The sequence below is a fragment of the Candidatus Neomarinimicrobiota bacterium genome (assembly GCA_018647265.1).
Lineage (GTDB): Bacteria > Fidelibacterota > Marinisomatia > Marinisomatales > TCS55 > TCS55.
Genome location: JABGTK010000114.1, coordinates 1 through 15,836 on the forward strand (window position 1 = coordinate 1; position 15,836 = coordinate 15,836).

The 15,836-nt window shown below is 33.7% G+C and carries 17 protein-coding genes; 2 read left to right on the top strand and 15 right to left on the bottom strand.

Annotated elements, in window-relative coordinates; genetic code table 11:
- From HN459_06510 to HN459_06565, 12 genes are all read right to left on the bottom strand, one after another.
- On the bottom strand, nt 1-863 hold an 863-nt coding region (locus HN459_06510; GenBank protein ID MBT3479101.1), incomplete at its 3' end, for an MFS transporter.
- Between the two features lie 277 nt (nt 864-1,140).
- Nucleotides 1,141-2,391 (bottom strand): polysulfide reductase NrfD, encoded by a 1,251-nt coding sequence (nrfD, locus tag HN459_06515; protein ID MBT3479102.1) that lies wholly within the window; start codon nt 2,389-2,391, stop codon nt 1,141-1,143.
- Nucleotides 2,391-3,302, bottom strand: coding sequence for a 4Fe-4S dicluster domain-containing protein (locus HN459_06520; GenBank protein MBT3479103.1), 912 nt, complete (start codon nt 3,300-3,302; stop codon nt 2,391-2,393). The genes nrfD and HN459_06520 overlap by 1 nt, the downstream gene beginning before the upstream one ends.
- Before the next feature lie 36 nt (nt 3,303-3,338).
- Complete coding sequence (locus tag HN459_06525; protein MBT3479104.1) at nt 3,339-4,166, bottom strand: hypothetical protein; 828 nt, start codon at nt 4,164-4,166, stop codon at nt 3,339-3,341.
- An 8-nt stretch (nt 4,167-4,174) separates the two neighbouring features.
- Complete coding sequence (locus tag HN459_06530; protein ID MBT3479105.1) at nt 4,175-4,750, bottom strand: hypothetical protein; 576 nt, start codon at nt 4,748-4,750, stop codon at nt 4,175-4,177.
- An 11-nt stretch (nt 4,751-4,761) separates the two neighbouring features.
- Complete coding sequence (locus tag HN459_06535) at nt 4,762-5,187, bottom strand: hypothetical protein (protein ID MBT3479106.1); 426 nt, start codon at nt 5,185-5,187, stop codon at nt 4,762-4,764.
- A 3-nt stretch (nt 5,188-5,190) separates the two neighbouring features.
- Entirely contained in the window at nt 5,191-6,027 is an 837-nt protein-coding gene (locus HN459_06540; protein MBT3479107.1) for a hypothetical protein, read from the bottom strand.
- The gene (locus HN459_06545; GenBank protein MBT3479108.1) at nt 6,014-7,225 is read right to left on the bottom strand and encodes a hypothetical protein; all 1,212 of its coding nucleotides are present in this window, start codon (nt 7,223-7,225) and stop codon (nt 6,014-6,016) included. The genes HN459_06540 and HN459_06545 overlap by 14 nt, the downstream gene beginning before the upstream one ends.
- 115 nt (nt 7,226-7,340) lie before the next feature.
- On the bottom strand, nt 7,341-8,270 hold the full coding sequence (locus HN459_06550; protein ID MBT3479109.1) for a rhodanese-like domain-containing protein: 930 nt from the start codon (nt 8,268-8,270) through the stop codon (nt 7,341-7,343).
- Between the two features lie 81 nt (nt 8,271-8,351).
- Complete coding sequence (locus HN459_06555) at nt 8,352-9,596, bottom strand: hypothetical protein (protein MBT3479110.1); 1,245 nt, start codon at nt 9,594-9,596, stop codon at nt 8,352-8,354.
- 39 nt (nt 9,597-9,635) lie between these two features.
- Complete coding sequence (locus tag HN459_06560) at nt 9,636-9,785, bottom strand: hypothetical protein (protein ID MBT3479111.1); 150 nt, start codon at nt 9,783-9,785, stop codon at nt 9,636-9,638.
- A 41-nt stretch (nt 9,786-9,826) separates the two neighbouring features.
- Complete coding sequence (locus HN459_06565; GenBank protein MBT3479112.1) at nt 9,827-10,285, bottom strand: MerR family transcriptional regulator; 459 nt, start codon at nt 10,283-10,285, stop codon at nt 9,827-9,829.
- A gap of 262 nt (nt 10,286-10,547) precedes the next feature.
- Between HN459_06565 and HN459_06570 the strand changes: the two genes are divergently transcribed.
- Nucleotides 10,548-11,507, top strand: a complete 960-nt coding sequence (locus HN459_06570; GenBank protein ID MBT3479113.1) for a hypothetical protein — start codon at nt 10,548-10,550, stop codon at nt 11,505-11,507.
- Between the two features lie 59 nt (nt 11,508-11,566).
- Nucleotides 11,567-12,871: a hypothetical protein gene (locus HN459_06575; GenBank protein MBT3479114.1), complete on the top strand. Its 1,305-nt coding sequence runs from the start codon at nt 11,567-11,569 to the stop codon at nt 12,869-12,871.
- A 23-nt stretch (nt 12,872-12,894) separates the two neighbouring features.
- Here the strand turns inward: HN459_06575 and HN459_06580 are convergent, their stop codons facing one another.
- From HN459_06580 to HN459_06590, 3 genes are all read right to left on the bottom strand, one after another.
- Nucleotides 12,895-14,295 carry a hypothetical protein gene (locus HN459_06580; protein MBT3479115.1) on the bottom strand — a complete coding sequence of 467 codons (1,401 nt, stop codon included), beginning with the start codon at nt 14,293-14,295 and terminating at the stop codon, nt 12,895-12,897.
- 65 nt (nt 14,296-14,360) lie between these two features.
- On the bottom strand, nt 14,361-14,891 hold the full coding sequence (locus tag HN459_06585; protein MBT3479116.1) for a cytochrome c: 531 nt from the start codon (nt 14,889-14,891) through the stop codon (nt 14,361-14,363).
- Between the two features lie 59 nt (nt 14,892-14,950).
- The coding region (locus tag HN459_06590) for a hypothetical protein (GenBank protein ID MBT3479117.1) at nt 14,951-15,836 on the bottom strand (886 nt) is incomplete at its 5' end.

The window sequence follows — 15,836 nt, forward strand, 5'->3', positions numbered from 1 at the left end:
AAAATCGCATACCAAGCCATAGCAGTCCCCGCTAACAAACCGGCATTTTCTACACCATGATATTTTAAAGCATCCACTCCAAATAAACGAATACAATAAATAACCATGAGACCCGATAATGCTGAAAAAATAAATGTCACCCAAATGAAATAAAATTGAGACGTTTTCAACATATCAATTGATGAAAAGTGACGAATTTTAGAACTATGATTTAATGTTGACTTTTCTATCCAGCCTTCAGGTATATAACCTTCAGGTGGATTTACCATGACTCTGCTTCCAAGAAGGACTAAAATTATAAAAATAATGCCATAAATCAGGAATACACTTTGTACATTGGGTAGGCCGAATAGTGAAGTTGTATTGAGTAAACCATCAAACCAAGAATCAGCTAATTTTACCCAGATGGTTGCACCAAAGCCAAACCCTGCAACTGCTAGCCCTGTAATCATTCCTTTTTTATCAGGAAACCATTTTACCCCAACAGCAATTGGAACGACATATGCCATACCAATACCGCCACCACCTCCAATACCAATGAAGATTAGTTGCGTTAAAAACGTATTGCCAAAGAATCCTCCCAAAATATAGCCAAGCCCTAATAATAACCCACCAAACATTGCAGTTTTTTGGAGACCATACTTAGCTTGAAATCTTCCGGCTAATATCATAACCAAAGCAAATGTAGCAAGTCCTGCTGAAAATATTAATGCTGTTTCTTTTGCTGTAAACTGATATAAACCATTTGGATCAGTGAGTATTTTTGTAAAAACACTCCAAGCATATATTGCACCAAGTGCCAATTGAATTGAAATTGCACCAGCAACAACAACCCATCTGTTTTTAATTTGTCTTTTATTCATAATAAATCCAATATAGATAATATTTTTATTAGTTTAAGCAGCTCTTAATTATTAATGGCTATAATAATATTATATCAGTCTGATTTCGTAATATGTATATAATATAGCGGGAATATAATAAAGAAAAATACACTAATAATGTATTCGACACCTTTAATATGTGTGTAATAATCATTTAATGTTTTGGGTGACTCAGCAGACGTTAACATTCGAATAATAAATCCAAGTATAATAACTAAAAGAATAGAAATTATAAGACCTTTATATTTTACCATCATTATTTTTCTCCTTTCCAACTATATAAAATAGGAAACCTGTAAAGAATAAATCTATAAACAATGATGTAAATCGTGAAGATTGTCATTGAAATGACAAATTCTTTCCAATGTGGAACTTCCTGGTATAGCTTCCAATTAAAAGCTACTAACGTAGTATTTATACGATTCATTGCAAGTCCGATTACTGTAAGAAAAGCAGTAAACCTAATTAATGTCATATTTGTATTTTTTATTCCTATGCCGAATAAAACCATTGGAATAAAACCGAATATTGACATTTCAAGAATAAAATAATGCCCCCACCCAGTTGATAAATAAGCCCATTCGTTATCGTGAGCAATACCAATAAACTTTATAACAACATATGTGATCAAAGTTAATGAAATACCTCTTGCAAGACCGATAGTGAGTCTATCTAAATTATCTAAGAATTCATGATCACATCTCCAAGCCATAAATTTTTTGACTAATGTGCTGACAACAATAACCATAGCTAAACCAGCAGCGATTGAAGAAACAAAAAAGTGCCACCATTGAAAAGTGGAATACCATAATGGGTGAATTTTTGCCGGTGCATAAGTAAATAATGCACCCAAGGCACCTTGATGTAATGTAGATAAAATAATTCCTGAAATTGTTAATCCTAAAATCCATTTTCTAACAAATGCTTTTGCCTTCAACCATCCAATCCATTCGAAAAACGCTGGTGAAACTTCTGCAATTTGAACCGATAAATAAGTGGCGACATGCCACGCGACTAAAAATAAGACCGCAGCTGGTCCCAATGATACAAACATAGGATAAGGTAAATGCCATGGTATACCAAGATCGAGAAGGAGATAAATAACAGCAAATAGATAACCTAATAGTCCACCTAAAAGTGCTAAACGCTCAATTGGATGATAATCATGTCTACCAAATATTTCTACTGTCGTTCCCAATAAAAACCCCGATGCTGATAGTGGAACCATGGTAAACAAACCAAAGGCTAAAAATAATCCCCACGGGTAATCATTTGAAGAGTGTGTTACGGCACCTAAGCCAACCACATATCGTTGAATTATTAATGGAATGCCAATAATCAGTATAAGTAAAAATATCCAATTGAATCGATTTTTTAAAACAGATAAAAAATACTCTTTTGGCAGTAAGCCTAGCATCATTTTCTCCTTAAAAGTCCATTCTTTTTCATCTGTTTTATTATGAGAAATGATGGGTAAATACGAATGACTATTTACAATATGCTTCATTATTTATCCCCATCCTTTGAGCTAGATATCTTGGTGTTATCTTTTTTGCTAGCAAGCATGCTAAACCCTCCAAACAGTGCCGGCCAAATTGTTAAAACCATTGGAACTACGGTTAAAAAGTTTTTAACATAATTAACGATGGGTTCTTTTGGAACATCAAGATCAAAGCCAACTTCATCAAAAGGGACAGGAGAAAGATATAGCCAAGATGTTCCACCGGCTTCAAGTTCGCCATAAATATGTTCAACGTATTTATCTGGGTTTTTGTTTATCCTTCTTCGTGCTATTTTTAATATTTTATCTCTTTTGCCAAATGTTAATGCACCATTTGGACACGATTCTACACATGCAGGGACCAAACCATTTTTCAATCGTGTATCATAACACAGCTTACATTTTACAATTTTCGGTTTCGAAGCACTGGAATATTTATATGTAGGCATATTGAATGGACATGCAACCATACATGTTCTACATCCAACACACACTTCTTCGTCATAAATAACAGCACCTTCTGGAGTTTTAGTATATGCATTAACAAAACAAGACACTTGACATGCTGGTTCCTTACAATGCATACATTGACTTTTTTTAAATAATGGGTGGTCAATAACGTCTGGTGTGTATTTGTTAACAACGGTGTAATGACTTGCGTCAGTTCTTCTTTTCTGCCCATGATGTAATTCATCGAGCACCGACTTATCATCAAAAGGTTTAGATGGTGCAGGAAGTCCTTGTTCTTCATTACATGCCGCTTCACAACTTCTACAACCAATGCATTTTGTAATATCTACTAGAACTCCCATTGAATCAGGATAATTTTCAAATGATTTTCCTTTAGCAAATGAAGTCAAGGCCATACTACCAAAAATACTTGTTTTAAAAAATGATCTTCGATTAAATTTTTCCATATTAACCTTCTTTATAGGTGTTTTTTCAAATAGGTATTAATGTTTATTGTTTGTGTTCAACATAGGTTTATTGTCGCCAGAATAGAATCGACGATTACCTTTATCTGATTTCTTATGGCAATCTTGACACCCAGTGGGTACATCATTATCCTCATGACAGCCGATACAATTCAAATGGTAAACACTTTTTAATAAAGGTATATCAATGTGGTAATTAAATTGTTTTGTGTTCGCTTTAATAATTTTCCCATCAAGAATTTTATTATGACAATTATCGCAACTTAAATTTGTATTGGACACTTCCCCTTTATGACACATCTTGCAGTCTTCATTTTGAGTCTCTGTGAATGCATTATGATGACATGTAGAACAATTATTTCCCGAAATATCCATGTGGTTTCCATGATCAAATTCTACGGGAAGATAGAGTGACATCATTTTATCAATTTGAAATAATGAATGTATATCAACTGGATTTTCATTATGATATATATCCTGATGACAAGTTGTACAATTGGTTTTTGTAAGCGTAATAGTTTCAGAAGAAAGAAAATCATAATGTGCTATTTTTATGTCATTAAATGTATCATGACAATCATAACAACCATCTACAGGAGAATCAACAATTAGGATATCATGAGGTGTATAATCTCTATCTATATGGCAATCTAAGCACTCATTATCTTCGTGAATCGATTCTAAAATGAGTAGTTCATGGTTTTCAACTTCGTGGCAAGAAATACAATCGTCACTATCAATATTTTCAATTTCAATATCTTGAGCATAAATAATACCGACTAACAAGACTAATATTAATGATAGATATTTATAGAATTTCAACATTCTATTTTTACGAATATTCATTTTTTTAATTATTCAGGATAAGGATGAGCTACTTGCTTTATCCGCTCTTCATAATTAAAGACTTTATAAGTCGGGCTTGCTTGATTGTGGCATACAACACACATAGCTTCATCAGGTGTCCATAGCCCTACACTCTCTCCAGTAATTGAACCTAAAGATATCCCAACCATAGTTTTCTTTTTTTTGTAATCACTTCCAGGTCCATGACATGATTCACATCCAATATCTTGAAGTGCAACCATACGTTTAACTGCTTTTTTTGCTTTTTTATCTTCCGGTTCATGGTTCCAAAAATCATCACCTTTTAATTCATAACCACCTTTTTCATATCCGGTTGTGTGACAACGAAGACATTGGGGGCTTTCCCATGGATTTTCTTTAAGACCAACTTCTTTAGCAACTGAAATTGCTTCATTTGTTTTTAATGTTTCAAATGCATTTGCATGAGGTCCATTTTTCCAAACAGTGTATTGTGCGCCTTTCTTTTTGCTATTGTGACATGTTTTACATTTTTTTACTCCAACGTAATCTTGAGAGAATAAAAGTCCAATAGAAAATCCAAGTAATAATACTATATATTTCATTTTTAACTCCTTTAGTCTAACCATGTTTGTAATTCTTGATTTGTATGACAAGCATCACACCCTGTAGCAATTCGTCCAGTCAAGTCCAACCCATGGCATGAACCGCAATCTAAAACGCCACGATCTAGAAATAGTGTCCCATGGGATTCATCAGATTCAGGTTCCATCCACTCGTTCCAAGCCGGATGCCCACTGGGGCCACCTTTATGGCACTCATAACAAGATACGCCGCTAGAACCACCATAATAATCGTTTAAATATGGTTCGCCATGACACACTTGACAACTTTCTGTGCCTGATTCAGAAATTTTTGCCATGTGAGATTCAGATTCACCCGTTATAAGCCAAGCATTGGGGTGCATCTGTGGTTCTCCAGTTTTAGTGCAGGCCGAAAAAAATGTTAATAGAAAAAATACAATTATAGAGATTCTTTTCATGATTTATCCTGGATGACACCGAGCACAAGTGGGATCAGCAGAACCTTGGTGACATACTTGACATAAACCAGGATTATCTAATGCATCATACCCATGAAGCCCACCACCTTTAAGAAATTGACCTATCCAATTTGACAAATTATGGTTCATCGGCATCACTTTTGTTTGCTGATGACAACTAGAACAATTCTCCAAACCTTCATGACAAGATGTACAATCCATCAAATTCATTTTAGCATCAATACCGTGTGTCATATAATAATTTCCGGGATGAACTGTCGGTTCAATAGACAAAAACGAATGACACGATTCACACATTTGTTCCTGGTGACATAAATTACAATTATCTTGTCCAATCACTGTAGAATTCAATCCATGAGATTGAACCCAATCAAATGAGTGATTTTCAGGAATAGAATTTTCATGACAAGATTTACAATCAGAAAATACCCAGCTATTTGGAATATCTTCTTTATCATCATCTAATAAATTTGTGTGACAAACAAGACAATCTTCCGTTCTGCTGATATGAGATCTGTGAGCGAAATCAGGTCCACGTCTTGAAGCTAATTCAGGATAGGTATCTAATTCATCTGCATTTGCATGACAAAGAGTACAATCACCTTCATCATCTTCGGACACATCTTCATGACAAGATTCGCACGTATCCATTGTTGGAAGTAATCTCTCATTTAATGACATGGATGACAAAACATTTTCATGACATTCATTGCATTCGATTTCTTCATCAAATACATGTAATTCATGAGGAAACATAATCCAATCTGCTTTTTGGGAAATTCCCAAAGATAAAATTAGAAATAGACTAAAATATCGCATGGATTGAAATTCCTTCTCGATAATCAATTTTAAAATATGGATTCGAATAAAATTGTGAGAAAAACCGAAGTTTGATGGATTGAGTTACGGACCAATTAATCCATGTAAATAAAGAAGACGATGTGATAGGTTCAACAATATCTCCATCACTTAACAGATTTAGTGAAATAGAACCACCCAAATCTAATTTTGAATTTAAAGTATATTTTGATCCAACAGATCCACCTACCTGAAAAGTCTCGCCATAATTTCCGAATATTAATGTGCCTGCACCCCAAGGACTATTGAGTGTTGTGTAAAAATAAAGGTTAGATATATCAGCCAATCGAATGGATAAATGATTTGAAATCGTATATTTTGATTGAAATTTGGATTGGAGTCCAATTATAGTAGTTGCAGGCAATGAAAATGGTTGACTTACCCAACTCCAATTTTCAAAACCGGAATATCTTTTTTCTCTGTACCCAATAAATAAGCGTCCAAGTTTTGTATTTTTTGAAAGTTTTAATCGTAAATAATGTGTTCGTGAATTCGATTGATCCCAAACATAAGTTCCATAAAAATTCATGGAAAATATTTGTGTATATCCATTTAAGCCCGAAAATACTTGTAGAGTATCTTTTTCATTATTAATCCAAGAGAACAAAGATATATTTTTCTTCCAAGACCCTTTTGACCACGACAAAACACCTTGTAACTTTTCAAGATATACACTGTCGGAGAAAAAGGACTCACTCACATAACTTGTATCACTGAAATCCACCACAGATCGAAACCCGCCCAATAAATCAAATGTCCCCAACTTTTTATTTTCATATCTAAATGAAACGCCATCTATCCTCGTTAATAGTGCTGGAGACCAATACGGAATTCGACCCAATTGAAATCTAAAATAATCTGTTTTGAACTCTGATATAAATGAGTGAAGCCTAAATGGGTTTAAATGATGGTTTGTACTAGTTCCATATTCAAAAAGAGAAGAAATGCTTGAAAATCGTCCAAATGATTGACGATATGAAAGATTTGAACGCCACTGCAATGATGCATTTTCATCTAAAAAACTTATACGAGGATATTGAGCGGATGCAGAAAATTGAATTACCGACGACATACTTTTAACCGAGCTATTTAAAACTAAAAATAGAACCAAACCAAGAAGAGTAAGGGTCTTGGGTAATTTGATGTCTAGATTTTTCATGAATCTCTGCATCCACATAAGAAGGATAGAAAACAACCCTGCATCAAGTATAATTGTATAATATTTATATTGAGTAAAGTATGAAGAAGGGTTGTTCTCATGACTTATCCTTTAATTAAAAACCAAATGGTTTTGACCATTTATGTCCTGGCAATTCTGACCAATTCATATTATTAAAACCAAATTTGATTGATTTCACATCGTAACCAATGACAGTCAAATATGCTATGGATGCAGCTGCCGTTTGTCCCGTGTAACAATAGAATACATTGCTTCCAGAAGGATCAAAAGATGATAGATTTTCACTGAGAGTCAATGTTGAAGGTGATAACTGATAGGCGCCGTCAATATGTCCATGACCTATATAATCTTCATTACTCCAATAATTCATCATATTGTAAGAAGAAGCATCAGTAATAACATCACCTGCTGCAATGAGTAATCCTTCACCCCACGCTGTTATAGCCGCATCAATTCGTGCATCTAAAATTTCATCTGCATTTTCAAACCCTGTATTTAAAACCGGATAGTCAAATGTAGGTAATGCTTCAGAAGCAGTTGTGACTAAATCGCCTGCATATTGATCAGAACAATTAGATGTCCATTTATCTAAGCTAACGTCATAAGCGCTCATACCAAATTTCATGACATAAGCGTCATGTCCTTTTAGTCGTAGCAATGTATGTGCAAATGATGCTGTTTGTCCTGAATAACATGTGACTAAAATAGGACCTGTGACATTGTCAGCTTCATCAAACATCGTTGATAGAGTTACATTCACAGCTCCTTCTACACCTAGAGAAGCAAAATCTTCTGATGATCTTAGATCAAATACAGTATATGCGGAATAATCAAATTCAGCATTTAATGCGCCTGAAGCCAAAATCCAACTACCCATATTATTAACGTATCCGCCGTCCGAACCTTCTAAATATTCGACCAAGACATCAAATTCATTAACTTTCTCTACTTTTGTATCTTCACATCCTGTGAGCCCAAGCAGGGCAATTCCCAAGACGAGAATAATCCATTTGTTACTTTTCATGGTTCATTACTCCTTTTATTGTTACTTGTTGTTGCATACTCACGATTTCACGTGAATTCATTTGATAAATATTTTTCATCTTTAACCTGGGTGACATGGATTACAACCCACTTTTGAAAATTGGCCTAGAACTGGTTGATTTGCATTAATTTCATTTTCTATCAAATCATCCAATAGTAAATAAATACTATTTGTATCCAAACTTGTATAATTTGAATAATTCCCTTCCGAATCATACCTTACACCATGGTTGTGACAATTATCTGAACAATAATCTGAATTTGTTGTATCTGTTTGGCTCGTCCAAAGTTTAATATTATGTGGTGTTGTTACTTCCCATGTTGGCCTTGCGTCAAAGTTTGCTAATTCTGGGTGTCCCCATTTTTCATAAGAATCGGGTGCAACTGGGATATGCCTTAATACTGCCCATTTCCCATTTCTAAGTTCATAATCATTGTTGATCCCAATTTTAAAATCAGGATATTCTAGATACCCATTTCCACCTGATTTCACATCAGTTTCTCCAGCAACTTCACCATAACCTTCTTTCCATTCACCACCGGAGTGACATGTATTACAATTATTATAAGGCTGAGAATGGCAGACAAAACAACTAAGTCCTTCTCCTGATTCAGGCCAGTGCTGTTGATGATATTCATTAGCTTCTGCTACATCTCCATGACAGAAATCACATTGAACCTGTTCCTCGTCTTTCAACAAGTGATAACGAGATTCATATTGTGATGCATCCGCATGAAAATCTTCTACATGACAATCAAAACATTTTAATCGTTTTAAAAAATGCACATCTGCTACATTCCCTGTTAATTCACCTTTAAAGTCAGTTCCAATTCGACTTCCATGGCAAGCCATGCAATTATTGGTTTGGTCTGGAATACGATTAAATTTATGATTATCAATTAAGCCACCATGGGCGCTGTTAGGACGACTAATATGACATTGGCCACATGTTGTGTGACAACTAGTACATTCGCCATCAAATCCGCTCGTCAATGATTCAGGGCATTCATCAAATGTGGTATGGTCATTCCCTTCTCCCAATTCTCTTTGAGCGATAGTCGTTTTTTCTCCCCAAGCCATTGTGTGCATACTATTTTTATTTGATTCAACAAGTTGATTATGGCACGGATTACAAGACTCTTCTGGGTTACTAGATGGATCTCGAGTAAATCCATGATCTGTAGAATGCGCTATTTCTAGGTCAGATGATGGTTCTACCCCTCCATGACAATTTATACATCCAATTAATCCGTGAACTGGATCAATATCTTTAAAAGATTTATTTCCACCTTTCAATTCAATCAACACTTTTTCCCAAGTCTCCAACGGAGTCACAGATCCTCCTCAACCACCACCTGATGGTGGTGCAACATCTTCATCTTGAATTAATCTTTTTAATGCGATTTCATTTGTGTGACATCCTTCGCATGTGGCTGGATTTGTTGCATGAGTTACGACTGTACCAGGATCACAAGCTGCGCTTAAAATCAACAAAGTAATACTAATTAACCCCAATTTTATTTGATTTAGATAATTCATTTTTGCTTCAACTTATAATGTAGTTTTAAATCAGCAATATTTTTTGAAGACAAATAAACATCACAATCCCGGCACGTTGCATCTTTACAATCTTGTGATGTTTCAAGTATCTGCCAACAGACCTGATCTTTTGAAAGGTACGCGGGACAATTCCTTCGTTCTTCTTCAGTACAAGGCTTAATATCCCAACAAGGTATTAAAGCTAATAACCGACTAATACCAGCTAAGTTTAGTTTATCATGTAAAATTAATTTTCGAATACAACTGAGCCATTCTACGTCGGTTTGGGAGAATAATCGACGGCCAGTTTTTGTTCTATATGGAAGTAATAGTCCCTTTCTTTCATAGAGACGTAATGTTTCGGGAGATACCCCAATCTTTTTTGAAACAAGGCCAATAGCATACGTAGGCTCCAAGGAACTGAACTCATAATTGCGTGAATTGTAGGATATCATTTAGTAAACCTGTATTTCAACCTACAGGAAATTAATGACTATATTTTTAAGTCGCAAGATAATAAGACCATTTTATCTTATTATTATATATTAACGACTTAAGCTAATTATTTTATTCTTTATAATGATTAATATAAACCAATTAATTAGAACACGAATCCTTTGAATTTTTAAAATATTTTAAATCTGATATACATGCTTTTTTGTTTAATTGTAATTCGAATATTCTATTAGTACTTTTAGCTTTACTACAGGAGTATATATGGCACATAAATTTATTTTGTTTGTTTTGTTTACCTCCGTGGTCAATTCTGGTGAAGTTGATCATTATCTATCTTGGGGACATTCTCTTGAAGATGCATCTTCTATCCTTAATACGAAAGTAAATGAAATAATTGACTCAACTCTTCACACTATTCCAAATGATTGTTCATGCGAAATGGCTGCTGGTAAAGTATTAAGTGGATTTGGTATAAACTTAAACTCCATATTAGAACAATGGATTAAGAATACAGATAAAATTGATAAATTTATGCCAAATATTGATCTCGCTTTAAGAGAAAGCATTTTCAGTGATCATCAATCTAACCATCCACAATTAGATCGAGCATTTTTTTCAATCCAAGTTGATGAAATAATTAATATTGGTGGAATTTATGTTGGACTTGACAAATTAACTCATTTTACTGGTTCTGGATTTTTATATTATAAAGCCTATATTACTTCAAAAAAAATGGGATTTCCATCTCCATTTAGTTCTGCAATAAAAGTAGGTATTGCAGGAGAAAAGACAATTATTGGGCGAATGGCAACAGGTGTTTTTTCTTATGGTGATCTTGAAGCTAATTTTCAAGGATTTAGATTTGCTTTAGATATGTGTAATGGAGATACGCCTTATCTTAAATTTGCAAAAAATCGTTGGATTTTTTCAAAGAAGTTAGATTTATTGGATTATGTAAATCCAAACTGGGATGAGTCGTATAATCCATCATTTTATTTTGATGGACCCAATCTTATGTTGAAACCAAAATCAACAACAGTTCTTAAAAATCTTCCGTTTTATTGCGCTCAATATGAAACGGATTATGTAAAAAAATTATTTACCTATTATGATTCTATCTACACTGCATCCGATTCTAAAATCTATCTTGATTCTCTTATTTTGATTGATAAAATACCAAATCCCATACAATTCGACATAAAACAAATCTGTTCTGAATAATGTTATACACGTTAACAAAAATACTCACATATATAAGTGTCCGAACATTTTTTAATCGCGTGACTGTTTGGCACGATGAAAGAATCCCTAAAGATAGACCAGTTATTTTTGTCTCTAATCACCCCAATACAATGATTGATCCGATGGTGGTTGGTATTTCATGTAATCGGAATCTTCATTTTTTCGCAAAAAGCACTCTTTTCAATCATTGGATAAAGAGATTCTTTTTAAAGAAACTAAAACTAATCCCAGTGTACCGGAGACAAGAGAATCCATCTTTAGGCGAAAAAAACAAAAAAACATTTGACAAAGGATATGAAATACTTGAGAATAAAGGCGCCTTTCTAATTTTTCCAGAAGGCATTTCTACTGGTGATAGGACATTAAAAAAAATCAAAACAGGCGCTGTTAGAATTGGATTGGGTGCAGAATTAAAAAATAATTTCAACTTAAATGTAACTTTAATTCCAGTCGGATTAAGTTATTCTGACGCCGTACGTTTCAGGAGTAATGTCTTTGTTAGATTTGGTAAACCTATAGTATTAAAAAACTTTAAACAAAGCTATCTAAACAACGAGATTAAGACAGTTAAAGCTGTGACACAAACGATTGAAACTGCACTGAATAAATTAACTACTAATGTAAATGAGTTAGAATTAGTCGATTTAGTGGATTGCTTAGAGTTGATTTACAAAAAAGAACTCATGCTTGAAATGGGATACAAACTTGATAATAAACAGGATGATTTTTCCGTAACTAAGGGTCTCGTAAATGCAGTAGAGTGGTACCAAAAAAAATATCCAAAAAAAGTTGAAGATTTTAGACTTATGATTGTTAAATATTTGGATCAATTAGAAGATTTAAATATACAAGAATCATTTTTAGGTCCTGGTGGGCGTGATCTAACGTTATTAAACAGAATTAAGGCTTTTACATTTTTGATAATAGGGTTTCCTATATTTGTTTGGGGCTTACTTCATAATTACTTACCATATAAGTTCCCTCGTTGGTTTGTAAATAAGTCGCGTGTCGTTAAATCTCAAATTGCTCCATTCAAATTATTGGCAGGTATCCTTGTTTTCGTTCTTTATTATTCTGGGATTCTTGGGTTTGTATATTGGTATTTTGAAAGCCCAATGCTTACTATAATCTGGGGGTTAACACTCATAGCTTCCGGAAATTTTGTACTGTCATATATAAATGGAATAAATGGGTATCGACAGCACTTAAGATTTATTTCATTGTTTTATAAAGAGCGAAATATGGTATTTGATCTCATAGAAAAAAGAGGAAAAATAATACAATTTATTTCAGATGCTAAGTTTCAATATTTTAAAGAGAATGACGAGATTAACGTTTTATAGTTGAAATTTTGATTTTTCACAAACTATATTGATTCTTGTATTTCATCTTTTCTTATTAATACTGGTTTTAATATAGTATAAAACACAACTAACCCAGTAAGAAACAACATACCTGACGCACCAAACATTCTAGTGGCAATAATCCCTCCGTATGGCACACTATTTAAAACTAATTCCGGAAACACAATAGATATAGTACGAAATAACACTGATAAATTCATAATAATGGCAAGAAATGCAACACGACTTGGTTTTTGTAATTTCATTGCACCGGTCATACCTGGTATCATCCGTACTGCCATACCCATAATCAATAATGATACAAATCCCGCTAGCCACATATGACGGACTCCATCGATCCCAATGCCCATTTGAATTTTGGTAATTAACCCAATTTGAGATATTATATCGAATATTAATCCTATCAACAGCCAAATAAAAGCAGATTGAATTAGCCATTCAAATTTTCCAAACTCTCCATTGTCTGGTAACCAATCTCGATACTTTTTTTTATCGTGACCTCTCCCTTCTTTATTTTCAATTTCACGATGTTTTTTCGATTTAAATAAAATATTTAACTTATAAATAAACCAGATTATTAGGATATCTTTTATAATATGTATAATTGAAATCATTTTCGGAAACCAATCTATATATACATTATAATAATAAAGTTTAGAAATAATTAGGGTAATTATAACCATAAAATATACTTTGCTAAATTTCATTACATTCCATTTTATAGATGTCAATCTCATAAACAGTGGTAATGCTCTTAATCCCACACCAAAACAAATTGGAAAAACACTAAATAATATAAAGAAATCAACTAAGAATAAGTGCCAATGATGAATTAAAGATGCTTCTCCATCTACGTACATTATTATTAAAAGGATAAATGCCCCTATTGCATAAACAACCCAACCGATAATATTCATAAATAAAAAAACTCTTATATCTCTATTTTTATCAGATAAATCGGGTTTCATCTTTCGAACAACTGATGATAAAAATTGGATAAAAAATAGAATTCCTAAAGAAATTAAAATTGCTGAAATGAGAACACCTATCGCAAAAAAATCATACCAATAGGAATTAGTGAAGTAAGGTAAAAATGAATGAGCAATAAATCGAAGAATCAATCCTGAAACCATCAAACGATAAATCAGTGAAATCTTAGAATCTTCTACTGAGGTTAAATGAGCTAATCGAGATAAAAAAGGTATGGATACGCCCATGATGAATAATCCAGCCCATCCCATTAATTGCAAATAGCCGTGCATTTGAATATAAGCGTGAAAGGTAACTCCCAGTTGAAAATCAAAACCAATCGAAAATGCAACATGGGTCCCTAAACTGATTCCTGCCCAGAAAGCAATTAAAATAGCCGAGCGAATAAACTGAGATGGAAAATTAGGATACAAAATTATAGTCTTTTTTGTTCCTCTAATTTATCTGGGTATTTGTAAAATAAATAAAAATATATTATTTAATGCTCATGGCTTACTTTTTCATGATTTGAATATCCTTCAAAACGATTCTTAGCATACACTTGATGACAGCTGACACACCCTTCCATCATTTTCCCGGAATACATCGATGCCAATTCTCCGTCTTTTGCTTGGGCTGCCATGGCAAGTTTTAAAGCATGGTCATGAAATTTCGAATCCATTTCAATAAATCGTTCTGGAAGAATTCGATATAAATCATCCATGTCTTCTTCGGACAATTCTTGTTTCAATATAAAAGCTGAATGAATATTGTGACTATTTTCAACCACTTTATTCCATTCGCCCTGTGCAAGATTTGACACTAATTCTTGGTAGTTTTTTGTAATAGAATGCATCTCTTTTCTTAACGCTGATTGAATGGATGGGGTCCATTGAATTGCATATTTATCCGTCTTTCCTACTTGCTTGGAATTATGAGACTTATGTTCACCATAATTCTGTTTTACCAGAATGCTTCCTATAAATAAAAAAATTATCCCTACGATAATAGTAATTGTCTTTTTGTTCATTTTATTTTCCTTTTATTTATCCTGTGTTTTTTATGGGAACTCTATTGATTTATCCCAACCTAAAAACTGTATTTTACTTTAACGTACACCATATCATTTTCGTCGTAATGACCAAATAGTCCAGCTGTTTCACTTTCTTCATTTTTCACAAATATATTTGCACCAGCAAGAATTTCAAATCCATCGGCTAAATCATAGGTTAGACTTGGACGAATGAGTGCATCTTCATTATTAAGCCCAACATACCCAAAGAGTTGAAGTGTTAAGGTTTCTTGCAAAAAGGTCCGATTTGCCAAAAATGTCATAGTATTATCCAATTCTTCTTGAACAATTAAATCGTCATAATCCAAAATGGCACGCTGAATAAATTGTGTGCTAAATCGTGTAGTTCCAATGGAGAAATCTGTCCCAATTAAATAATGAGCATAATCTTTTTCCAACAAACTCGTTGGCAAGTCCATTTGATTCGGATTTAGAGCAGAAAATTGTTTTCCCATATAATATGCGCCTTCTCCCCGTAAAATTACTCCACCCAATTCCGAACTAAAACTTCCACCTGCTAATGTGAGTTGATGGTGAATAGGGCTTAACATTAATCCACTCGGTATTGGATTATCAACTGTAACAATTGGAGTAATATGTAAAGTTGGATCATCGTCCCACATGATACCAGCCATAATTTCATAATCCAATAAAGATGACATACCTGAAAATTTGATAAATCCTTCGCTATTCTCTAATCGCCCAGTAATTTCCTTTTGAGACTCGTCTATAGTAATCGGTAAAGGAAATTCAGGTATTCGCGACCAAATGGATGTTTCATCCGGCATGATGGTTGGCGTAAAAGTTGGAATCCAAACCATCTCCAATGTATTATCACCTAAATAATAGTTCGCCTTTAAAGATGTAATGCCTGTGCGAATTTCATCAAAATCGCGAAGCAGG